This window comes from Bacillus sp. PS217, assembly GCF_037963535.1.
Taxonomy (GTDB): Bacteria; Bacillota; Bacilli; order Bacillales; family Bacillaceae; genus Bacillus; species Bacillus subtilis.
Map to the genome: position 1 here is coordinate 3022976 of NZ_CP150157.1, position 23478 is coordinate 3046453.

At 45.4% G+C, this 23478-nt stretch carries 21 protein-coding genes; 6 read left to right on the forward strand and 15 right to left on the reverse strand.

Annotation, left to right across the window (positions count from 1 at the left end):
- Positions 1 to 11 precede the first annotated feature (11 nt).
- Complete coding sequence (thpR, locus tag NSQ83_RS15750; RefSeq protein WP_160245741.1) at positions 12 to 563, reverse strand: RNA 2',3'-cyclic phosphodiesterase; 552 nt, start codon at positions 561 to 563, stop codon at positions 12 to 14.
- Positions 564 to 711: 148 nt separating this feature from the next.
- Here thpR and cysK point away from each other — a divergent pair, with 148 nt between their 5' ends.
- Positions 712 to 1647, forward strand: a complete 936-nt coding sequence (gene cysK, locus NSQ83_RS15755; protein WP_003229237.1) for a cysteine synthase A — start codon at positions 712 to 714, stop codon at positions 1645 to 1647.
- Positions 1648 to 1680: 33 nt separating this feature from the next.
- Here cysK and pepV read toward each other — a convergent pair whose 3' ends face one another.
- The gene (gene pepV, locus NSQ83_RS15760; RefSeq protein ID WP_004399126.1) at positions 1681 to 3072 is read right to left on the reverse strand and encodes a dipeptidase PepV; all 1392 of its coding nucleotides are present in this window, start codon (positions 3070 to 3072) and stop codon (positions 1681 to 1683) included.
- Between the two features lie 96 nt (positions 3073 to 3168).
- On the opposite strand from pepV, the gene pbuO reads away from it, so the two are divergent.
- A complete protein-coding gene (gene pbuO, locus NSQ83_RS15765) occupies positions 3169 to 4467 on the forward strand; it encodes a hypoxanthine/guanine permease PbuO (protein WP_003229234.1) in 1299 nt (432 codons plus the stop codon).
- Positions 4468 to 4506: 39 nt separating this feature from the next.
- On the opposite strand, the gene NSQ83_RS15770 is transcribed toward pbuO, so the two are convergent.
- Together NSQ83_RS15770 and NSQ83_RS15775 are read right to left on the reverse strand one after the other, a co-directional pair.
- Positions 4507 to 5664: an ABC transporter permease gene (locus NSQ83_RS15770; protein WP_204551350.1), complete on the reverse strand. Its 1158-nt coding sequence runs from the start codon at positions 5662 to 5664 to the stop codon at positions 4507 to 4509.
- Positions 5661 to 6371 (reverse strand): ABC transporter ATP-binding protein, encoded by a 711-nt coding sequence (locus NSQ83_RS15775; RefSeq protein ID WP_015714539.1) that lies wholly within the window; start codon positions 6369 to 6371, stop codon positions 5661 to 5663. Before NSQ83_RS15775 ends, NSQ83_RS15770 begins: the two co-directional genes overlap by 4 nt.
- Positions 6372 to 6660: 289 nt before the next feature.
- On the opposite strand from NSQ83_RS15775, the gene NSQ83_RS15780 reads away from it, so the two are divergent.
- The gene (locus NSQ83_RS15780) at positions 6661 to 6882 is read left to right on the forward strand and encodes a DeoR family transcriptional regulator (RefSeq protein ID WP_003152337.1); all 222 of its coding nucleotides are present in this window, start codon (positions 6661 to 6663) and stop codon (positions 6880 to 6882) included.
- Between the two features lie 121 nt (positions 6883 to 7003).
- Here NSQ83_RS15780 and NSQ83_RS15785 read toward each other — a convergent pair whose 3' ends face one another.
- Positions 7004 to 7723: a pseudouridine synthase gene (locus NSQ83_RS15785; RefSeq protein WP_017695479.1), complete on the reverse strand. Its 720-nt coding sequence runs from the start codon at positions 7721 to 7723 to the stop codon at positions 7004 to 7006.
- Between the two features lie 68 nt (positions 7724 to 7791).
- Positions 7792 to 9426, reverse strand: a complete 1635-nt coding sequence (gene murJ, locus NSQ83_RS15790; protein ID WP_088467337.1) for a lipid II flippase MurJ — start codon at positions 9424 to 9426, stop codon at positions 7792 to 7794.
- Between the two features lie 202 nt (positions 9427 to 9628).
- Here murJ and NSQ83_RS15795 point away from each other — a divergent pair, with 202 nt between their 5' ends.
- Positions 9629 to 10891 (forward strand): NAD(P)/FAD-dependent oxidoreductase, encoded by a 1263-nt coding sequence (locus tag NSQ83_RS15795; RefSeq protein ID WP_204551514.1) that lies wholly within the window; start codon positions 9629 to 9631, stop codon positions 10889 to 10891.
- Positions 10892 to 11078: 187 nt separating this feature from the next.
- Complete coding sequence (opuD, locus tag NSQ83_RS15800) at positions 11079 to 12617, forward strand: glycine betaine transporter OpuD (protein ID WP_015384403.1); 1539 nt, start codon at positions 11079 to 11081, stop codon at positions 12615 to 12617.
- Between the two features lie 36 nt (positions 12618 to 12653).
- Here opuD and NSQ83_RS15805 read toward each other — a convergent pair whose 3' ends face one another.
- From NSQ83_RS15805 to rmgP, 6 genes are all read right to left on the reverse strand, one after another.
- Positions 12654 to 12836: a sporulation protein Cse60 gene (locus tag NSQ83_RS15805; protein ID WP_003223398.1), complete on the reverse strand. Its 183-nt coding sequence runs from the start codon at positions 12834 to 12836 to the stop codon at positions 12654 to 12656.
- Between the two features lie 67 nt (positions 12837 to 12903).
- Positions 12904 to 13572 (reverse strand): YesL family protein, encoded by a 669-nt coding sequence (locus NSQ83_RS15810; RefSeq protein WP_103803272.1) that lies wholly within the window; start codon positions 13570 to 13572, stop codon positions 12904 to 12906.
- A gap of 22 nt (positions 13573 to 13594) precedes the next feature.
- On the reverse strand, positions 13595 to 14881 hold the full coding sequence (locus NSQ83_RS15815; RefSeq protein WP_204551351.1) for a Gfo/Idh/MocA family oxidoreductase: 1287 nt from the start codon (positions 14879 to 14881) through the stop codon (positions 13595 to 13597).
- Between the two features lie 11 nt (positions 14882 to 14892).
- Positions 14893 to 15396 carry a rhamnogalaturonan transport/degradation protein RmgS gene (rmgS, locus tag NSQ83_RS15820; RefSeq protein ID WP_106073688.1) on the reverse strand — a complete coding sequence of 168 codons (504 nt, stop codon included), beginning with the start codon at positions 15394 to 15396 and terminating at the stop codon, positions 14893 to 14895.
- Complete coding sequence (gene rmgQ, locus NSQ83_RS15825) at positions 15393 to 16514, reverse strand: glycoside hydrolase family 105 protein (RefSeq protein ID WP_204551515.1); 1122 nt, start codon at positions 16512 to 16514, stop codon at positions 15393 to 15395. Before rmgQ ends, rmgS begins: the two co-directional genes overlap by 4 nt.
- A gap of 7 nt (positions 16515 to 16521) precedes the next feature.
- Complete coding sequence (gene rmgP / locus NSQ83_RS15830; protein ID WP_015251423.1) at positions 16522 to 17487, reverse strand: polygalacturonan/rhamnogalacturonan ABC transporter permease; 966 nt, start codon at positions 17485 to 17487, stop codon at positions 16522 to 16524.
- A gap of 215 nt (positions 17488 to 17702) precedes the next feature.
- On the opposite strand from rmgP, the gene NSQ83_RS15835 reads away from it, so the two are divergent.
- Positions 17703 to 20021 (forward strand): helix-turn-helix domain-containing protein, encoded by a 2319-nt coding sequence (locus NSQ83_RS15835; protein ID WP_204551352.1) that lies wholly within the window; start codon positions 17703 to 17705, stop codon positions 20019 to 20021.
- Between the two features lie 40 nt (positions 20022 to 20061).
- Here NSQ83_RS15835 and NSQ83_RS15840 read toward each other — a convergent pair whose 3' ends face one another.
- The 3 genes from NSQ83_RS15840 to NSQ83_RS15850 all read right to left on the reverse strand — a co-directional run bounded on the left by NSQ83_RS15840 (position 20062) and on the right by NSQ83_RS15850 (position 23412).
- Complete coding sequence (locus NSQ83_RS15840) at positions 20062 to 21558, reverse strand: extracellular solute-binding protein (RefSeq protein WP_198878558.1); 1497 nt, start codon at positions 21556 to 21558, stop codon at positions 20062 to 20064.
- A 24-nt stretch (positions 21559 to 21582) separates the two neighbouring features.
- Positions 21583 to 22443 (reverse strand): carbohydrate ABC transporter permease, encoded by an 861-nt coding sequence (locus tag NSQ83_RS15845; protein WP_010886597.1) that lies wholly within the window; start codon positions 22441 to 22443, stop codon positions 21583 to 21585.
- A gap of 207 nt (positions 22444 to 22650) precedes the next feature.
- Positions 22651 to 23412, reverse strand: a complete 762-nt coding sequence (locus NSQ83_RS15850; protein WP_069703819.1) for an NAD(P)-dependent oxidoreductase — start codon at positions 23410 to 23412, stop codon at positions 22651 to 22653.
- Positions 23413 to 23478: the final 66 nt, after the last annotated feature.

Genomic DNA, 23478 nt, shown 5'->3' on the forward strand with positions numbered 1-23478 from the left:
TCCGCAATGAATTAAGATAATTGAAATTTGAATATTTCCTCGTATTTTGGTGATTGGTTCAAGTGTATTTGAAAGAGCGAAAACCGCTCAGCCATCATCGAAACCTCGCCGCTTTCAAACGGAACATGAGCTGGAAATCCTTCTTCGCCTGTCCATTTTCTTGCCAGCGTCATATGAGGATGATACGGTCTTTTTTCCACTTGAAAGCCGGCCTGAAGGACAGCCTGCTTCGTATGTTCCCGCAGTCTATCAAGCGTTTTGTTTTTCTTTGGCTCCAGATGTAAAACGCGCGGCCTTCTGCGGTCGCCGAATACATCTATCTTGCCAAACTCAATTGAAAATGGGTCAATTTCTGAAGCAATCTCTGCTAGCGAACCTTCAAGCTTCTTTATTTGTGTCTCATCCGCCGCTCCGAGAAAAATTAACGTGATATGATAGTCAAGCGGGTGCACCCATTTTTGAAACGCCAATACCGGTTCGTTTTTCGCAGCCTGGTAGATCGGATTTGCAATTCCCTCAGGTATGGGAACGCCGATGAAATAATGAGGCCGTATATCTGGCATCCGTCTGACACTCCCTTCTTTGACAGCTATTATTTTATCAATAAAGAGGCTGTGCGGATAGAGGAATAGTGTATGAAAACACTCTCGCACAAACGTTTATTATGTTAGGATATTATATGACACTTGTTTTATTCAGAAAGGAATGACAATGTTGAAAATCGTTGCAAACACAGCTGATCTGATAGGAGATACACCGCTAGTGAGATTGAATCGGCTTCAGCCGGAAAATGCGGCACAAGTCTATTTAAAGCTTGAATTTTTCAATCCGAGCGGCAGTGTGAAAGACAGAGCCGCTTATCAAATGATCATAGAAGCTGAACAAAACGGTTTACTCAAGCCGGGATCAGTTATTATAGAGCCGACAAGCGGAAATACCGGCATCGGGCTCGCCATGAATGCGGCAGCACGCGGATATAAAGCAATTTTAGTTATGCCTGATACAATGACGAAGGAACGGATCAACCTGCTTAAAGCTTACGGCGCAGAGGTTGTATTAACTCCCGGAGAGGAAAGAATGCCGGGCAGCATCAAAAAAGCGAAGGAGCTTGCCGAACAAATTCCGAACAGCTATATTCCAATGCAGTTCGATAACACTGCCAATCCTGATGCGCACCGGAAAACAACAGCGCCTGAAATCGCCCGGGCAATAGAGGAAATCGGAAAACCGCTCGGCGCTTTTGTAGCCTCCTCTGGAACGGGCGGAACCATTACCGGAACAGGTGAGGCGCTCAAAGAGCTTTTTCCGGATATCACGGTCCATGTTGTTGAGCCAGCGGGTTCGCCTGTATTATCCGGCGGAAAACCTGGCGCTCATAAACTTGTAGGAACGAGCCCAGGCTTTATACCGCCGATTTTAAATGAAGACGTTTATGATGAAATTATCAAAATCTCTGATGAAGACGCGTATACGACGACAAGACGGCTTGCTGCTGAAGAAGGAATTCTTGTCGGTCCTTCATCAGGCGCTGCCTGCTTCGCGGCAATCGAAACAGCGAAACGCCTCTCTCCTGACAAAGTTGTGGTCTGCATGACAGCTGATACAGGAGAACGGTACTTATCAACTGATTTATGGTCATTTATTTAAAAAAAGGACTGGCTTCAGCAGAAGCCGGTCCTTTTATTTTGCAAGCTCGTAAATGGCCTGAGCATATAACGCTGTCGATCTCAGCAGGTCATCAATTTCGATATATTCATCCTTTTGGTGTGCGCTGTCAGGGCGTCCGGGGAACAGCGGGCCGAACGCGACACCGGCTTTTAAGGATCTCGCATAAGTCCCCCCGCCGATTGAGATTAAATCAGCTTTTTTACCCAGCTGGCCTTCATAAACCTTTTGCAGGGTTTTGACTAACGGATGATCTGCGGACACGTGATGCGGCTTGCTGTCTTTGAATTCTCCCAGCTCAAATTCAGATGCGCTTTCGAATGTATCGCGGATCACTTTGCTTTCTGCTGTCACAGGATAGCGGATATTGATCCCGAGCTCGCCTCCTTGCCCTTCTTTATAGCGCAGTGTTCCGACATTTAATGTCAGCTCTCCGCTGATTTCATCCTCACAGTCGATGTCCAGTTTTTTTCCTCTTGTATCACCTGAGAACTTATCTGTCACAACTTGCACAAACCGCTTTCCTGCATCGTCAAGCTCAGTCTGCTGGAGAAATTCGCACAATAAAATGCCGGCATTGATCCCATTGTTCGGTTCCATCGCATGGCAGGAAAGACCGTACATACGCAAAATGAGCTGTCCGTTCTCTATTGCAGCTTCCCCTTTTTGGTCCGTCGTGCGGAGCATGTCTTTAAATGAAGACAGAATCTCTTCATTTTTCGGCCCTTCAATGACAGCTTCCGCAGCGTCGGGCACCATGTTTAAGCGAAGGCCTGATTGAAACGAGACAAGCACTGCCTTTGGTTCAGCTTGATTTGGGCGGTGCGGAATAAGTAAAGAAGCATCGATGATCCCTTTTTCCGCATTAATGATCGGAAAATCGGCGTCAGGCGCAAAGCCCATTGTTGGCATTTCTTCATGCTTGAAATAATGCTCTACGCATCTCCAATCACTTTCTTCATCTGTTCCGATAATCATTCTGACTCGCTTGGACAGGGGCAAATTCATGTCTTTCACGATTTTCAGCGCGTAGAATGCCGCCATTGTCGGGCCTTTGTCATCAATGGCGCCCCTTGCATAAATCCGTCCGTTGCGGATTTCAGCTGAAAATGGATCACTCGTCCACCCATCTCCCGGCGGCACGACGTCAACATGGCAAAGTACGCCGATAATGTCATCGCCCTCCCCCCATTCAATATGACCTGCGAAGCCGTCAAGATTTTTTGTTGTAAAGCCTTCTTTTTCTCCAAGCTCCAGCAATGAAGTCAGGCTGGCATTTACCCCTTCTCCAAACGGTTTACCGGGTCCGGCGGTTGTTTCGTCCATGACACTGTTGATTCTCAAAAATTCCTGTGTATCACGAATTAAATCCTCTTTTTTTCTGATCACTTCAACTTCCCAGTTCATAATGATCCCCTTTCCGCAAGAAATGACTTGCAAAAACCAAATAAAACGAATAATATTAATGGTGTTTTGTTAAAACGTTCGTAATTGGAGGATACTATGTTTCATCTAAAAGAGCAGCAAACATCCATAAAGCAAGAAATCATAGCAGGGCTGACGACCTTTTTCACAATGGTCTATATCGTCGTGGTCAATCCGGTCATTCTGGCTAACGCCGGGGTTCCTTTCGACCAGGTGTTCACCGCAACGATTATTGCCTCCATTGTCGGAACGCTGTGGATGGCCCTGGCAGCAAATTATCCGATTGCTATTGCGCCCGGCATGGGCTTGAACGCTTATTTAGCCTTTCATGTCGTAAGCGCAAGCGATGGCGGCATCACGTACGCAACAGCTTTCAGCGCAGTATTTACAGCAGGGGTTCTCTTCATTATTCTATCGTTAACGCCTTTAAGAAAACAACTTATAGAAGCGATTCCAAACAATTTAAAATACGGGATCACAACAGGGATCGGGCTGTTTATTGCTTTTATCGGTTTGCGTCAAGCGGGAATTGTGGCAGCTGATGAGTCAAACCTGGTCACTCTCGGCAATCTGCATTCACCTGGTGTTATCTTAACGCTGGTCGGCCTTTTGATCAGCGTGGTCCTGATGGTGCTGAATGTAAGCGGCGCTTTATTTATCGGAATGGCAGCTACCGCTTTGATCGCCTTTTTCACCGGTCAGCTCCATTTTTCAAAGGGATTTATGTCGCTTCCTCATTTGCCGGAAGGATTGATGATCTCAAATCCATTTACCGCTTTTGGCGATGTCATTCATCACGGCCTGTACGCTGTCGTCTTTTCTTTTCTATTAGTCACCATTTTTGATACGACAGGCACGATGATCGGAGTTGCCGAGCAAGCCGGGCTGATGAAAAACAACAAGCTGCCGAACGTGCGAAAAGCGCTGCTTGCTGATTCAACCGCGACGACAGTAGGAGCTGTTTTCGGCACAAGTCCGACGACTGCATTTATCGAGTCTTCCGCCGGTGTCGCAGCCGGGGGAAGAACGGGGCTTACGGCTTTGACTGTCGCGGTGATGTTTGCGGCTTCAATGTTTTTCAGTCCGCTTGTCAGCGCCTTGTCAGGTATAGCCGCCATCACCTCGCCTGCTTTGATTATCGTCGGCAGCCTGATGATGGGCTCAGTTTCCAATATGAACTGGAAAGAGATGGACGAGGCATTTCCTGCGTTTCTCGTCATTCTAGCCATGCCTTTGACCTCGAGCATTTCTACAGGAATCGCGCTTGGCTTTATTTCGTACCCAATTGTAAAAGCGGCGCGGGGAAAATGGAGAGAGATTCATCCGCTCGTCATCGTTTTCGCCATTCTGTTTTTCATCCAGCTGTTTATTTTATAAGGATAGACCAAAAAACCCAAACGTCGCCGTTTGGGTTTTTTATGTAAACAATAAAGAGACAGCGGCCGCTAAAAAACAACAGGCGGCAAACGCATAGTGCAGGATGTTGATACAGCTTTTTCTGGCCCGATAATATTCATCACTTTCCTTATCGGTGCCAATTAAAAAAGGGGCATCCATGACCTTGTCAAAAATAAGCGTCAGGATATAACGGCAAACCCCTGTGTATACCAGCAGCGCAATCACCTTCAGCCAAATTGGGGAAACAAATATGAGAACAGTGAAAGCTGACAGTAGCATGTACATCTGCCTTGCATACTCGCCATTCCTCAGCATAACTTTAAAAAACAACTCCTTATAGCCTGTGCAGATCGTTCGTCTTTTAAATATCCTTTTTGAATTTCGGTATAATAATGGTTTTCTTCTCATCCTGTCTTTTACTTTTGGCATTCCCGCCTCCTGACTCATCATCATCACAAGTCCTGCAAGGGCAAGCCTGCTTTTTTTCTCTTCAGTCACCTCAGCTTCAAAAGCCGTGAACGAGGCTGTCTTTTTCAAACTGCGGATAACTGAGAAAAACAAAAATAAAATGCCAAAAAGCGCAAGCAAGTGCCGCTCAGTAAAAACAATCAGGATAGCAGAACCAGCAAAAAGAATAGCTCTGACAAGGGTATCGCCAATCCATCTCGAAATGGAGCGCGGCTTTCTGATCCTGTCTTGCTTTAAGGATAAAAAGAATATATGAAGGCCAAACAAATAACACAATAGAGCAGTGCTTTCTGCGAATGTGATGAGAACAGAATGACTGATCAAGGGAAGGACAATGAAAAAGAGAAGCAGCCATTTAGCCAGCGTGACCAGAAAAGAATACAAAAGCGCGTACAGTTTGAGCTGATAGATGATTTCCTTCTTTTGCAGCAAAAACACTTTGTCCGCTTCCATTAAAAATGTACGAATCGAGCCTGTAAACATGATCAGCCCACACACAGCGTACAGCCATCTCCACTCCGCCACTTCAGACCACTCATAAAGAAGGCCTCTTCCATTCATCAAATCAATATACTGATAGATGACAAAAGCAATCGCCGGCAAAACGATATAGAGAGCGACTGTCCAGTCAATGACCGCATGCAATACTTTAAACTGATATTTGTAATAGTCAAACAGCCTTCGAAAAAAGAGCGTACGCCCGTTCATGGCCGATCACCTTGAACTGCCTTATAAAAACAGTCAAGCAATGACTGCCCCTCTAATCCGGTCTTGTCCTGAATATCTTTTAACGTGCCTTGGAGAAATAATGAACCTTTCTCAATCATATAAAACCGGTCACAGATTTTTTCCGCGGTATCGAGTACATGCGTGCACATAAGAATTCCGGCTCCACGTTCTTTTTCAGCCTTAAGCATGTCCACAAAGCGTTTCGTCGATATCGGATCAAGGCCGATAAACGGTTCATCAATCACATACATATCCGGCTTAGAGAGAAAGGCCTGGATAAGCATTAGTTTTTGCTGCATGCCCTTCGAAAAGGTGACAGGCAGCTCATGTTTGACATGATCAAGCGAAAACGTCTGCAGCAGGCTTTGGGCCCGGTGCGCAAATTCCCTCTCTTCAATGCCGTGAAGTGTGCTGATCAGATCCAAATGCTCCCACAGCGTCAGTTCTTCGTAGAAGGACGGATGCTCCGGAATATATGCAAATGAACAGTCGTTCCAGGCAATATGCCCTTTAAAATCTTCTGAAAGGCCGAGTATCGCCTTGATTGCGGTGCTTTTTCCGGCGCCGTTAGCTCCGATCAGTCCAACCAGCTCCCCTTTTCTGACTTCCAGAAAAACATCGGTGAGCACTTTTTTTCGGCTTGTATACCCGGCCTGTTCTATTGAAGCTTCAAGCAAATTTGTCAAAACTCACCCACCTCCAAAATTTACTACGAAACAGAATAAAAAAAGTTTCTTTAACCATAATAATATTGAGCCGAAATACATAGTAATCCAACAAGGATGGCTGCCCAACGCGAATTGGAAAAAATTAATAGGAGTTATCCCTAGATTCATCACTGCAATATCGTGTATAATGAGGGCGAATTATTTTAACAGTTACAGATGTCTGCCTTTGTTGCTATTTCGTACGCAGTTGATAGTCGTGAGTTGTGGTTAGTCAAGTCCATCCGATCTTATGATAGGGAGTGGTTTTTTGAAACCTTCAACAAACCGTATGCTAACTCGAATCAAATCAGTTTACATGTTTATCCAAGAAAAAGGTCTTGTGACAACACAGGAACTGGTTGACGAATTCGGCATTACACCTAGAACGATTCAAAGAGACTTAAATGTGTTGGCATATAATGATCTTGTTCATAGTCCAAGCCGTGGCAAGTGGGAGACAACGAGAAAGAAAGTAAAGATTACCTCATAAATTGAAAAATTACATAGGGCCGCCTGAGAGCGGCCCGATAGATAATAGGGCGAAGAAACTACTGAGCCTTGTTTTTGTGTGCTTATAAATAAAACCCCGCATTCGGTATGCGGGGTTTTTGTCATGCTTGCGGCTCATTGAGCAAATGAAGCTCTTCCTCTGTCAGCTCACGGTATTCTCCGGGTGCCAGAGCGGGATCTAGGGAAACGCGTCCCATCGAAAGCCGCTTCAGATAAACCACTTCATTGCCGACTGCCTTTGCCATTTGCTTGACCTGATGGTATTTTCCTTCTGTAATTGTCAGGTATATCACGGTATTGCCACTGTCGTTTGTTTTGATTTCCGCTTTTGCCGGCTTTGTTTTATAGCCGCCCTCTATGTAGACACCCGTTTCCAAATCGGAGATGTCTTCCCGAGAAATCTGTGATTTTAAATGGACTTCATACGTTTTTGGAACATGCTTTTTAGGAGAAAGGAGCCGATGTGCGAGCTGGCCATCATTTGTGAGCAGCAAAAAGCCCTCTGTATCTTTATCAAGCCTGCCGGCTGGAAATGGCTCAAATCTCATCTCCTCCGGCGTCAGCAGATCGACCACTGTTTGCTGCCGGCTGTCCTCAGTCGCCGACAGCACGCCCTGCGGTTTATTCATCATAAGATAAATGAACTCTCGATAATCAACCGGTTCCCCGTATACGGTCACCTCCTGCGTATCAGGATCAACGTGCGCCTTTACATCTTTGGCAGGTTTGCCGTCGATCATCACGGCTCCAGCCTTCACAACGGCTTTGACTTCTTTTCTGGAACCATACCCGCTGTTGGCAAGCAGCTTATCAAGTCTCATTCCCAATCTCTCCTTTATAAAAGAAAGCCCGCAGCATGCGAGCCCTCAGTTTCATCATATCTAGTTCATCAGCCTGCATGTCTGCCTTTCCTTAAGAAACCTGGCAAACGGCGGCCTAAAATTTTCTGTAAAAATCCTAATCGGTAGCCGCAATACAGGTAGACAGCTCCGCCAACAGCGGCCGCGATCACCACAACAATCGCAGCTTGCAGCTGGCCATCCTGATAGGAAATAAAGAAGCCTAATACCCACTGCACGATTTTCACGGCAATACCCATAATGGCTGATAAGACAAACATCAAAACAGTTCGTTTAACTAGTATCTTATACGAATAGCCTGCATGGCGCTTAATCATGATAAACCCATATAAAAGGGAAGCGATATATCCAAGCGCCGTCGCTAAAATCGCTCCGTCAGCCTGCATCAGCTTGATCAGCGGAACATTCAGCACAAGCTTGATCACGACGCCGATCACAAGGCTGACAACCGCAAATTTTTGCTTATTGATGCCCTGCAGAATAGCTGCGTTGACTGTAAACAAAGAGAACAAAATCGCGACTGGCGAATACCATAGCAAAATGTTTGCCCCCAGTTCAGGGTGAAGGCTCTCTGACCCGTAAAAGAACGTATACGTCGGTCCTGACAATAGAGAGATCCCAACAACAGCCGGAATAATTAAAAACAGGATCGTCTGCATCGTTTGATTAATCTGCTGATTTAACAGCTTATAGTTTCCGCTTGTAAACGATTCAGTAATCGTTGGAATTAATGTCAGTCCGAAAGCAGTTGCTAGGGAAACCGGGATCATCACGAGCTTCTGAACATACAGGGTTAGAATCGCAAGCATGTCTTGGCTGATGGCTTGATGACCGGCTTCAATCATCGCTTTGTTAAACGTATTTGTATCAATATAGTTATACAAAGGGATGGCTAGTCCGACAAAAACGTACGGAGCAGCATAGCTGAACAGCTCGAAAAACATTTTCTTGTAGCTTAGGTTTGCTGTCGGACCCGTATTCGGCATCATCGCCAGCAGGCTGCCCTTCCGTTTGTTCCAATAAATATAAAGCACGACCAGCCCTCCGAAGGCACCGATCAGCGCTGCGAAGGTTGCATAGCCCACAGCGATGACAAGGCCGCCGTTGAAAACCTTCAAAATCAAGAATGTCGCACTCAATAGAAAGATGATGCGGACAATCTGTTCAACGACTTGGGAAACAGCTGTCGGCCCCATCATTTGGTGCCCTTGAAAGAATCCGCGGACAAGGCTCATAATCGGTACGACCAAAAGCGCTAAGCTGACCATGCGGATGACATAAACGACATGATCAATTGTCAAGCCGTTATTATCCTTGCCTCCCAGCGATATTTCCGCAAACATCGGAGCCGATAGATACAGAATGAAAAAGGCTATCATTCCTGTGACGAGCATAACCGACATGCCCGCCTTGAGCATTTTCCTGCTTGTCTCATAATCCCCTTTTGAATTATATTTGGAAACAAATTTAGAAACAGCGGCCGGAAAGCCCATCGTAGCAATATTCAAAAATAAAGTGTATTGGTTGTATCCGTATTGAAATAATGCACCGCCTGTCGCCCCGACCATAATGCTGAAGGGAATTAAATAGACCATCCCCAGAATCCGCGATATATATGTACCGAGCGTTAATACAAACGTGCCTCTTAACAGTTTGCTTGACATGTTTCTTCATCACCATTTTCTACGAAGATTCAACTTTTCTATTTTACCACAACTGGGCATTTAGACGGTAATAAATACAAAAGCAATCCTGTGAACATTCATGTCCGCGGCAAAAGACGTTTAAGGAGCGGCTTTCTTTCGCTATAATAGTACTGCGGACGGGGTGTCCGCACACGAAATGAAAAGAAAGTTGATGATAAAGATGAAACAATATGACGTAATCGTAATCGGCGGAGGCCCTTCAGGCTTGATGGCTGCGATTGCAGCAGGAGAACAGGGTGCTGGCGTGTTGCTGATAGATAGAGGAAATAAATTAGGACGGAAACTCGCGATTTCCGGGGGCGGCCGCTGTAATGTGACGAACCGCCTTCCTGTGGAAGAAATTATCAAGCACATCCCCGGCAACGGGCGTTTTTTATACAGCGCGTTTTCTGAATTTAATAATGAAGACATTATCAAGTTTTTTGAAAACCTCGGCATTCAATTGAAGGAAGAGGATCACGGCCGGATGTTTCCTGTGACCGACAAAGCCCAAAGTGTCGTTGACGCGCTGTTAAACAGGCTGAAGCAGCTCCGCGTGACAATCAGAACGAACGAGAAAATTAAATCTGTTTTATATGAAGATGGACAGGCAGCAGGGATTATGACGAATAATGGCGAAATGATCCATAGCCAGGCAGTCATTATCGCTGTCGGCGGTAAAAGCGTGCCTCATACCGGAAGCACGGGAGACGGCTATGAATGGGCTGAAGCCGCGGGTCATACCATAACAGAGCTGTTTCCGACAGAGGTTCCCGTCACTTCTGGCGAACCGTTCATTAAGCAAAAAACACTCCAGGGCTTATCACTAAGAGATGTAGCCGTCAGTGTGTTAAATAAAAAAGGCAAACCGATTATCACACATAAAATGGACATGCTGTTTACCCATTTCGGCCTCTCAGGACCTGCCATTCTCAGATGCAGCCAATTTGTCGTAAAAGAGCTGAAAAAACAGCCTCAAGTGCCGATCAGAATCGACTTGTATCCGGATATCAATAAAGAAACGCTTTTCCAAAAGATGTATAAAGAACTGAAGGAAGCACCGAAAAAAACCATTAAAAACGTGCTGAAGCCTTGGATGCAGGAGCGCTATCTCCTATTCCTGCTCGAAAAAAACGGCATCTCTCCGAACGTATCGTTTTCTGAGCTGCCGAAGGATCCTTTCAGACAATTTGTAAGGGACTGCAAGCAGTTTACTGTCCTCGCAAATGGCACACTGTCGCTTGATAAGGCATTTGTCACGGGAGGCGGGGTATCTGTAAAAGAAATTGACCCGAAAAAGATGGCTTCTAAAAAAATGGAGGGGCTTTATTTTTGCGGTGAAATTCTGGATATCCACGGCTACACAGGCGGATACAATATTACCTCCGCCCTTGTCACAGGCAGGCTTGCAGGGCTAAATGCCGGGCAATACGCCCGTTCTTAATCATTACTCTTTAAATCTCTTGCCGCCAAACTCACATTTGAACATTCCCCGCATTCATGTAGGGTGAGACTTGTTTTGTTTCACCTGATTGCGGGGTAATTTTAAGAGAGGAATGAGCTGCCATCGTACGACCATACTAAGCCTGCGAGCAAGATATAGGCGTACACAAAAAATTAGAGGGTGAGAAATGTTGAAACATATATCTAGTGTATTTTGGATTGTGATTGCAATCACAGCTGCAGCTGTATTATGGGGTGTTATTTCTCCTGACAGCCTGCAAAATGTGTCTCAATCGGCACAAGCATTTATTACCGATTCATTTGGTTGGTATTATCTTTTAGTTGTCTCTTTGTTTGTCGGGTTTTGTCTCTTTTTGATTTTCAGCCCGATCGGAAAAATCAAACTCGGAAAGCCTGATGAAAAACCGGAATTCGGGTTATTATCATGGTTTGCCATGCTGTTCAGCGCAGGCATGGGAATCGGCTTAGTATTCTACGGTGCGGCTGAACCGATCAGCCATTACGCAATTAGCTCTCCATCAGGTGAAACAGAAACCCCCCAAGCCTTCAGAGATGCACTCCGCTATACGTTTTTCCACTGGGGTTTGCACGCTTGGGCCATTTATGCCATTGTGGCATTATGCATTGCCTATTTCCAATTCCGCAAAGGCGCGCCCGGGTTAATCAGCAGCACACTGTCACCGATTCTCGGGGATAAAGTAAACGGACCGATCGGAAAGGCCATTGACTGTATTGCAGTTTTCGCCACTGTTGTCGGGGTGTCAACAAGTCTTGGTCTTGGCGCAACCCAAATTAACGGCGGTTTGAATTACCTGTTCGGCATTCCGAATGCGTTTATCGTCCAATTGGTTTTAATCATTATTGTGACAGTGCTCTTTTTACTTTCTGCGTGGAGCGGACTCGGAAAAGGAATTAAGTATTTAAGCAACACAAACATGGTATTGGCCGGATTGTTAATGTTGTTTATGCTCGTTGTCGGGCCTACAGTGCTGATCATGAATTCATTTACAGATTCTATCGGACAATACATTCAAAATATCGTTCAAATGAGCTTCAGACTGACACCGAATGATCCTGAAAAACGCGAATGGATTAATAGCTGGACGATTTTCTATTGGGCATGGTGGATTTCCTGGTCTCCATTTGTCGGCATTTTCATCGCCCGTGTATCCAGAGGCCGGACGATCCGCGAATTTTTAATCGGCGTCTTGGTGACACCTTGTATTTTGACATTTCTATGGTTCTCCATTTTCGGCGTATCAGCCATGGATCTCCAGCAAAAAGGCACGTTCAATGTAGCAAAGCTGTCCACTGAAACGATGCTGTTCGGAACACTTGATCACTATCCGCTGACAATGGTGACATCGATCCTTGCATTGATTCTGATCGCAGTATTCTTTATCACGTCTGCTGATTCAGCTACATTCGTGCTGGGCATGCAGACATCGTACGGTTCTTTAAATCCGGCAAATTCTGTGAAACTCAGCTGGGGTATCATTCAGTCCGCCATGGCGGCTGTGCTCCTATATTCCGGAGGGCTTGCCGCTTTGCAGAACACAGCGATTCTGGCAGCGCTGCCGTTTTCTATCGTTATCCTGCTGATGATTGCCTCTCTCTATCAATCGCTCTCAAAAGAAAGAAGAGAGATCAAAAAAGCGGAGAAACTCGATAAACCGAGAAGTCCTAGAGTGAAAAAAGCATATTAACAAAAAAGATCTTTCCGCGCCTGCGGAAAGATCTTTTTATTTGCGATATAAAATAAGGGCGGAAAAACAGTAAAGCTGCTCGCCGTCTGGGTCGCACGCGGCCGAAACCGTATATTTGATATCAATCAGCTGCTCCTCCGATATCCCTTTTAAAAATGAATTGATTTCCGTCTGTAAGTCTTTTTCATGCTCTTCATCAAATACCGCTACCTTCAGCATTTTATCCGCTCTCCTTTCTCTATCAATCTATTCCGTTTGGAACAGCCTTATGATAGAGAAATGATGATTATCTCGTTTCCGGATAAAAAGCTTTCCGTATATGGGATTCCCTCTGTGGCTCGCCGCCTTGCTGCTCCACTTTCAGCAGCAAGGCATAAACAATCCGCATATGGCAGTAGCTGATCAGGCTGACGCTGAAAAAAGGGACAATGCCGGGCAGGTACGCAAGCAAGAAAAAGAGAGCAACAGTCAGCGCAAGCATAGTAAGCGTATATTGCAAATACGCCACACTGAGCAAGAGCGAAAATTTCACATACAGACGTTTTTTCCAGTCAAAATGGACAAGCAGCGGAAACACATAAAAAAGCATGGATACGAACAAAAAGCCAAATATCATAATGGCGAAGCGCAGGATGTGCAGAAGGAAATGACTTGGATAAATGAAGGCCAAATCAATATAAATGATCACTCCGATGAGCGCCAGTACAGCTCCGAGCAGATTTGAACGAAAAAATTCACCCTTGTATTCCTGCCAAAACGTTTTGAGCACCGGAACGTTGTCCTGCCCCTGAATCCACTTCCGCATGACAGCGAATAAAGCCGCGGTCGCGGGCATGATGCCAAACACACCGAGACCGAGCAACGTAAAAAACAGCCACAGCAAGTTTGTATACGCAAATCTCATGATCCATTCGCAAAAACGCAGCATCCGTCCCAGTGAGCCATCATGTTCCATGGTGCCCCCTCCTTTTTTTGCATTATACATTCTGCATCTGAAAAAGCTCTTTCATGCCGATCGGCTTCTTTTCGGCAACCGAGCGCCACATTCCCTCACCAACCGCGATGGAGTAGGCTCCAGCTTCAGCCCCGGCTAAAATATCATAGCGGCGCAGCGGGTCTTTTCCTAAAAAAAGATCCTCAAGCAAAAGCGGATCACCTCCGCCATGCCCCCCTTCATTTTTGACTACTTGTATCGTCTGCTTTGATTCAAAAAGCGGATAGTATTCGATTGTCTGCTCAGGAAAAGCAAACGGAATTCTGGAAGGTTCGTGAAATTCATTTGATTCAATACGCCCTTTTGTGCCGTTGATCGTCAGCCGGTAGCCTTCATACGGGGCCGAAAAAATAATCGAGTAGCTTAACAGTGCGCCGCCATCATATTTGACTGCCGCAACGTACGTATCCTCTATGTCAACTTCCTCGTCAAAAATACACGCGTCAGGCCTGTATGCCGTATATAAGCTGGACTGGTCTCCTGCTTCGAGATGATCATCCTTTATAGAAGCTTTAGAGGAACGGGGATGCCACCTTGAATAGTAGTGGCATTTTTCTTTGACCCGGCACGTCCTGCAAAAACGCCCGTCTTCTTCCGGCAAGGGGTTCCACTCACTGTCCGGCCCATAGTAATTCAAGGCGCCATAAGCAAATACCTCTTCCGGATTTTGCCCGAGCCACCAATTGACGAGATCAAAGTGATGTGTTGATTTATGGACAGAAAGGCCCCCGGAAAACTGTCTCGACCTGTTCCAGCGTTTAAAATAGCTGGCGCCATGATACGTATCAATATACCAATTTAAATCAACGGAGGTGACCCTGCCTATTTTTCCGTCCAGAATCATTTCTTTTATTTTCCGATGAAACGGGCTGTAGCGATAGTTAAACGCGACGGTGACTTTTCCTTCGCTTTTGGCCTCCGCTTCAAGCACCCGATTCGCATCCTGCACTGTTGTCACCATTGGTTTTTCAGTAATTACATCTGTATCCCACTGAAGGCTTTTTACAATATATGTGACATGCGTATCGTCCCTGCCTGCCACAATGACGATATCAGGCTTTGAGACGCGCATCATCTCGTCAAAAGCATCTTCGCTAAACTCGGGCACGTGGGCCAGCTCGGGAAATTTCTTCTTGCAAACGGCAAAACGTTTCGGATCGGCATCCAGCAATCCCGTAATCTCATAATGAGTTGAAAACCGCTCCAACAGCGGTTTGATAAACATACTGAATGCTCTGCTGCTCAATCCGCAAAAGACGATGTTCTTCAATATCCTCACCTCTATCGGGCTTCAGTTAGTTGAGAAATCAGCTGCAGCGCTTCCTCTGTTTTTTCAGCATACACAGGGATAAACGCCGCCATATCGCGATTCAATCGAAAAGAATAGCCGTTCAGCTGTTTTTTCCCTTTTTCGATCTGAACGGCATAGATCGTTTTTTCTCCTGTTTTATTATTAACAGTTGTATAAGGAGATGTTTTTTCAGGAGGCAATCCGTTTAACGGCTGAAAATTTTCCGGATCATCGTAAGCTTGAAACATGTCTTCAGGCACGATGAAAACATCTCCTTCATGGGCGGTAATTTCAGTCAGCAGTTTTTCCTGAAAAGCTGGAAAGATATCGACCTTCCCAGCATTCTGCTCGGCGGCCTTTTTTATTTTTTCCTGTACGCCAGCCTGCATATCAGAAAAGAGAATGACATGCATTCCGTCCGTCCTGCTTGAGCATGATGCCAAAAAGAGCACTGAGACGATCACACACAAAGCCGTACGTATCTTTTTTGTCATTTCCCCGCTGACCTAAAAAGAGGCTCCAGCTCTGTCATAGCTAAAATAAACGCGCCGGCTCCGTGCAGGTCGTTTGTGCTTCTTTCGCGGCTGACATAATAGTCATAGAAACCGGCTGACGTTCCGACACATATGTCTTTGACGAGAAACGCTCCGTCTTCTGATGTTTCGGTTTTATGCTGAATCAAGCCTTGATACGCTTTTAGCAGTGTTGTTTCGTAAGCTCTGTCTAAATAGCCTTTATTGATTCCCTTCGCAAATGCGTACATGTACAGGCAGGATCCTGAGCTTTCCAGCCAGTTATCAGACCTGTCTCCCTTATCAACGATCTGATACCATAACCCGGTCTCCTTGTCTTGATAGCGGCAGATGCTTTCCATCATGTCCTGCAGCGTGTTTTTCCACACATGACGGTTTGGATGCTTCTTCGGCAGCTCTTCAATCATGTCAGCAAGAGACATGACGTACCAGCCGATGGAACGTGCCCAAAATTCCGGTGAACAGCCTGTCTCTTCATTGGCCCAAGGCATTTTTTTCGCTTCATCCCAGGCGTGATAAAAGAGTCCGGTTTTTGCATCCTTCGTATGCTTTCTCATCAATGACTCCTGCAGCACGACCTGATCAAACAGCTCCGGCTCCTGCTTCAGATTGGCATATTTCAGTGCGAACGGCCCCCCCATGTATAAGCCATCAAGCCACATTTGGTAAGGATAACCGTCTTTGTGCCAAAAACCGCCCGCAGACGTCCGGTTCAGTGTTCCATATAAGCCGCGCAGCCTTTTTGCCGCTTTGAGATACCGTTCATCCTTCGTCTGCTCGTATAATGGAAAAAGAATGAGACCCGCTTGAATGGCATCCAGTTCATCTCTTTTAAATAATAGATTGCCATAATCATCGATTAAGAGATCTGCATAAGCCTTCGCATACTCAAAATACCGCTTTTCCCCGGTTGCTTCCCACAGCCGCAATACACCGCATAAGAAAACACCCTGGTGGTAGTGCCAGCGGTTTGCAGGAGGCAGCTCCTCGACTGCGTACGTATTCATAATGGTTTTTGCCAATGCCTCCGCGTACGTAAGAGGCGATTTTACAGCGATTGATTGATCCATTGAACCCATCCCTTTCTTAATAAATTCCTTCCTCGCCAAATTTCTTCGCCAAACGATTCGCAAGCATGACCAAAATCAGCCCGACCGCCGCTTTAAATACGCCGACTGCTGTACTGTAGCTGAATTGGCCCTGTTTCAGCCCTGCAGTATAAACGTACGTATCAAAAATTTCCGCCACTTCCCTGTTTGTCGCATTTAACAGCAAATACACATGCTCGAAGCCAAGCTCCAGCGTGTCTCCGATTTTCAAAATCAGCAAAACGACAATAACGCTTTTAATGGCGGGCAGCGTAATATGCCACATTTGCCGCAGCCGTCCCGCTCCGTCCATTTTCGCCGCTTCATACAGCTGGGGGTCAACCGCTGTAATAGCCGCCAGATAAATGATCGTCGACCAGCCCGCTTCCCTCCAGATAACCTGAAGAATATACAGGGGCCGGAACCATTCTTCGTTCAGCAGAAAATTGATTTTTTCACCGCCAAAAAACACAATCAGTTCATTAATCAAGCCTCCGTCTACCGTTAAAAGCACAAACGAAAGCGATACAACAATGACCCAAGACATAAAATGCGGGATATAAATCAGCGTCTGAACAAATTTTTTAAAGAGAGCAATCCGCACTTCGTTCAATAGAAGCGCCAGCAGTATCGGCACCGGGAAAAATATGGCCAGGTTCAAAGCAAATAACACGAGCGTGTTTTTTAACAAGAGAAAAAATGTAGGCTCAGTAAACAGCCTGATAAAATGCTTCAGCCCCACCCACTCACTGCCCAAAATGCCGAGGAACGGCTGATAATCCTGAAACGCAATCACAATTCCCCACATCGGGACATACTTAAAAAGCAAAAAATAAATACACCCCGGCAAAATCATCAAGTACAAATATTTTTGCTGAATCAGCTTACTTAGTAAGCGCTTTCTTTTTTCTTTTTTAAAAATGACTGTATCAACAGCCGGCGCTTGCGCTTCTGCTGTTTTCATTTTTTCCTAGCCTCCTTTCACGGGTTCTTGCATTCACTGTAGCGCAGCAGGCAAAAGTCCGTCTACAATCATATGATCACATCCTGTTTTATCCCTTTATAATCAAGGGTTCAGCAGGTCCACCTGAAAAAAAGACACTGATATTAGAAAATGATTATTGACAATATCTATCAATCTTTGGATTAATTGTATTAAGGTGAAGTGGATGTTATGAAATGGGGGGTTTTATGAAAAGAAGCCAATACAAGTTTTACTACAAACTGATCACGTTTTTCTGCCTGCTCAGCACCATTCCGGTTATTTTGGTCGGATTATTTTCGTACGAGCACTCTCAGAAAACGGCTATTTCCAACGTTTCGGAGGAAAAATTCGACACACTCCAGCAGACCCAGCAAAGCATCGAGCATATATTGAAAACCGTCGATCACTCTTTAACCCACTATGTGAGTTCGCCGCCTCTCCTTCGCACATTGTCCGAGCCTTTGCACTCAGACCAATTTCAAATCTATAACCAAGTGAACCAAGAGCTCAATTATCTGCAAAGCTTTGATACCGATCTGTCCAACATGACGTTAGTCAGTTATACGAAAAAATGGTACATGAACAATTCCGGTTTGTACCGTTTGAATACAGACACTCTTCATGAAGCAGCCTCAGCGTACACGAAACAAAAAGCGAGCCGCTCCTATTGGACGCTTGAGGAAAACAATCATTTGATTTCAACCAAAGAAGGCACAGCAGAAAACTGCCGCTACAATATCAATTTAATTAAGCAGCTTCCTTTGAACAGCACAAATACAAAGGGATTGGCCGCCGCAAGCATCCCGAGCTGTTCGCTTGTCAAAAATATGCCCGGCTATTCAAACGCCAACAACCTGTTTATCATCGATGAAAAAGGCCTCATCATCCTTCATAACAATATGTCTGACGTTGGTGAATCTCTTCATAACGACGGCTTTGTCCAAAAAGTGCTGGCGCAAACGGCCAATAGCGGACAGTTTGAAACAGTTATTGACCGGATTCATTATAAAGTCACCTATCAAAAATCTGACTATAATGCATGGACTTATTTTTCTCTCGTTTCCCTGCCTGAGTTAAAAAAAGAAGCCAAATCAATCGGCTGGATCACTTTTGCAGTATGCCTTATTTTGTTAACGCTTTCATTATTGTTCTCTTGGCTGGGCTCCCGCCATTTTTACAAGCCGATCAGGGTGCTTTACGAATCATTCGCAAGACATGGAGCCATACAAGAGAAACAACAGACTCCTCAAAATGAATTTGAGTTAATTGAACAGAGCTTTAAACAGCTGAAGGACCGAAATGACGACCTTGAGGAAACGATGAAGCAGCAGGCCACTCATCTGCAGCAATATTTTATGGTCAGGCTTATGCTTGGAAAACTGACGGATGAGGAGGTCGATAACCGCTTTGAAAGCCTCGGCTTAAAGCAAAATTGGCGGCACCTTGCCCTGCTTGTGCTCCAAATTGACACACTGAATCATACGCCTTATGAGAAAAAAGATATGGATCTGCTTTTGTTTGCCGTCAACAGCCTGATTGAGCGCAGCATCCCGACGGACAAACATCTTGCCCCCGCCGTAGTTGACAAACAGCAGGCGACGATTTTGATCAACCAAAGCGGGACAAAGGAAGAATTCATGGCTGAGCTGAATGAGACTGCAAGGATGATTCAGGAAAAAGCGGAAGCTGAGCTGCAGCTGTCTGTCAGCATCGGCATCAGCCAGCCGTTTGATGTGCTGACAAAAGCGAAAACAGCCTATGCGGAAGGCTCAGAAGCGTTGAAATACCGGCTTAAAGCGGAAAACAAGTCGATCATCTTTTACGAAGACCTTGACCAGAAAAAAACCTTCAAAACCCATTTTCCAAAGCAGCTTCAGCATGAGCTGTTCGATGCCGTTAAAGCAGGAGACAAGGAGAAAGCGGATAAATGCCTGCACGCGATTTTGCAAGCCATCTTCACCCAGAACACCAACCCGTATCAATTTCAAATCGCCATCGCCCGTTTTTTGAACCATGTGATTGAGCTGATGCATGTGCTCGGGATCGAATTGTTTGAGCTTGAAGAAAACAAAATGCTGTATGACCAAATTTTTGAGCTGAAAACGTTCGAGGATACCGAAAACTGGCTAAAGAATGAGTTTATTGATCCGATGACAGACAAAGTGAACACCCGCGCGGATGCCCAGTACAAAAATATTTCCGACAACATCATTCATATCATCCATCATGAGTTTGAATCCGAATTGACACTGGACGAAATCGCGCGCAGGCTGCATTACAACCCAAATTATTTAAGCAGCATTTTCAAAAAAGAAATGGGAATTTCATTCAGCGAGTATGTCTCAAGCTACCGACACCATATGGCGAAAAGCTGGCTTGCCGAAACAGACATGGCGGTCAAGGACATTGCCGAAAAGCTGAAATATAAAAACTCGCAAAATTTTATCAGGTCTTTTAAAAAGCTGGAGGGGATTACACCGGGAAACTACCGCCAGCAAAAAAGAAGCATGTAAAAAACCCAAAACCGCTTGCGCGTTTTGGGTTTTTCCAATGTTATTTTGCTTGTTTAAACGCTTCTTCGTATTCCTGAATAATTTGTTTTCCTCCGCTTGACTCCCATTTTTCCACTTCTTTATCGAACTGGCTTTCTGTGATGTCTCCAATCATATATTTATAAGTCGCGTCATCAATGATTTTCTTCAGTTCATCACCCCGTTCCGACTCCGATGCGGAATACAGGCTTTCAGCCGGGTTTGAGACGATAATCTTTTCATTGTCCTCGGTCAGCTCCTCGTACGCCGTCCGAAGCGGATCTCCAGTGTTTTTTAAGTAGGCTTTATCAATGGCAATTAAGGCGGACAGCGGCTGAATATCAGTCTGCCAGTCTTTTACCTGGCTTTCTTTGCGTGTGAACGTTTTGTCCTCACCTTTGTTGTAATGAACGCCGTCAATGCCATAAGTCATCAGGCTATAGACATCTTCTTCGGCAATTCGGTCAAAAAACGCCAAGATCCGTTTAAGCTCAGCTTCCGTTTTCACACTCGTTTTCGGGAAAGCAAACACGCCGTTATGGCCTCCTGATGCCCATACCCGCTCTTTCCCATCTGGGCCTTTTATGCGGTTAATGATCTCGAGCTTCATCGATTTATCAGAGGCATGGTCGCGCAGATTGACCGCATCTACCATATTGCCAATATAAATTCCGGCTTTTCCTTGAGAAAACAGCTCCTGCTGCTGGGTTTTGCTTGTGACGGGAAAATCCTTATTCATATACCCGTTATCACGCAGCTTCTTCATATAGTTCATTGTGTCTTTGTATTCCTGTGTCATGAAATCAGGCGTGAATTTGCCGCCTGATTCCTTCCAATCTGTAGGCATGCCTTCATACGAGCCAATCGTTTTAAACGCGCCGTAAATCAAGTCATTACGGTCTGCCAGCCCGAATGTATCATCTTTCCCATCTTTGTCCGGGTCGTCCTCCGTAAATGCTTTGGCCACTTCATAAAGCTCATCCAACGTTTTCGGGGTTTTCAGATTTAAATTGTCCAGCCAGTCCTTCCGAATGACAATCCCCTGTCTGGAAAGCGGGCGCTCTCTGTATATCCCGTAGAGCTTGCCGTCAATTGTCACATTTTTATTAATGAGTTTGTTCATTTTGTTTAAGTTGGGATAATCCTTGATATAATCACCGATTTCCCAGAACATTCCTGACCGGAAGGCATTCATGACGGAAGAATTTTTAATATCCTGGATCGTCACGATTTGCGGAAGATTGCCCGCTGCAAGCGCCGCATTCAGCCTGTCTTCTTTCACCGCGTCTGGAACCCAGGTGATGTCGAGTTCTGTATTTGTCAGCTTTTCAATTTCTTTAATCGCCCTGTCTTTCGGCGGCTGCTGGTGATACAAAATCGCCATCCAAGACAGCTTTACCTTTGAATCCGGGCCAGCTTTGCCTTCAGCCGAAGACTGATCAGCCCCTTTACAGCCCGCCAGCACTCCGCCGAGTGCCAGTACAAGCACAATCAAAAGCACCCTCCATTTGTTTCCCATCGTACCCCTCCGTTTCATATTTCTTTATCCTTTGACAGATCCCAGCAAAGCTCCTTTTGCAAAATGCTTTTGTATAAACGGATAGACAAGCAGAACCGGGATGGTCGCCACCACTATGACCGCCATTTTAATGGTTTGCTCAGGCGGCGGGCTGCCCGACCCCATTTCAGACATATCCCCCTGCATACCGCTTGATACAATGACGATTTGGCGCAGAAGCACCTGAATCGGCCATTTTGCTGAATCATTTAAGTACAAGATCGCTGTCATATACGTGTTCCAATACGTGACCGCATAAAATAGTGAAATCGTTGCGATCGCAGGAAGAGACAGCGGCAGCACAATTTTAAAGAATATGCCCAGATCATTGCACCCGTCAATTTTCGCGGACTCTTCCAAGCTTGACGGGATATTTTGAAAGAAGTTTTTCAGAATGATCAGGTTAAAGGCATTAATGGCTGTCGGCAAAATAAGCGCCCAGTAAGAATCGAGCAATCCAAGCGATTTGACCACAAGGAAAGTCGGAATCATGCCGCCGCTAAACAGCATCGTAAATACGACGAGAAACATGAGCGGCTGCCGGCCGATTAAATCACGGCGGGATAACCCGTAAGCCATCAGTGAAGAAAGAAACATGCTGACCGCAGTGCCTATCACTGTCACAAACACAGAAACAAGCAAACTCTTATAAATAATATCTGTTGAAAAAATGTAGCGATAAGCATCTAGCGAAAAAGTGGTCGGAATTAAAATAAATTTTTTCGACACGACTTCTTCTACTGTGGCAAAGGATGCTGCGATGACATGAATGAACGGAAGTACGCATATTAAAGCGAACATCAGCAAGAAACCATAAATCAACATATCAAACAGACGGTTTTTCAGTGAATGAGCGATAGCTCCCACCTCTCTTTGTAAGCGTTATCATATTTTTAAAAACCGAGCTCAGCATGTGACGATATCGTGTCTAAAATGTAGCAAATCTGTGATTGCCATGTCTATAATCATTTGAACAGAGTCCCCGGCCGGGGCGGGGGCTGCCGCGAATTGAGACCGATAACAAAAGAAAAAGAGCATAATCTTAGAAAATGATTATGCTCCGTTCTCCTCCTCGTTCAGAAGTTCGGCCGTATTGATTTGTGGCGAAAACCCAAGTTCATTCACGGCAGGTTCAATGGACCATGGCCGGCCCGGATTATCAGAGACGGCGTAATAAGTGCCGTACCGGATATTGGTCTCAATAGCGGCTTTGAAAATCGACAGCAGATCGGGGTGAGAAAGCAGTGTCTTTTTCGTCCGTTCTTTTTCATGCAGCGTATCCATTTCATCTGTGACGACTGTTCCGATTCGCAGGTTGATTACTGATAGCTTATTTTCCAAATAAAACAAATGGCCGATCTGTTCAGAGGTCAGCTTTAATACACCGTACAAGTTTTTTGACAGCGGATAATCGCTTGTTGTGATTTCCCGTCCTAAGAGCGAGCGCCCGTCTTTTTCATATACATCTGTGACATGATTGCTGCTGGCGAACACGAGCTTTTGAATGCCGAGCTCCGCTGCCGCACGGCACAGATAATAGCTTGCCCTATAGAAAACATCCGTCATTTTTTCAAACTCAGCGATGTCCATAATATCGTATTTGATTTTAACAGCGAGTAAATTCAAGATGGCATCGGTATCTTTTGGAATCTTCTTCAACAGCTCCTCATAATTTGCCGCGTCAGCCTGAATGGAAGAGGCTTTGCCATCGAAATGATCTTTATCAAGCACTGTCACTTCATAGTCTGAAATAAGCCCTTCAGCAAGCAGTCTCCCAATCACACCATTTCCGCCGGCAATCAGCACTTTTTTCACGATGTTCACTCCCCTTTTTTATAGATTGCCCATTTTCGGCGGGGCTGACACTTTTTTGGCACTCAC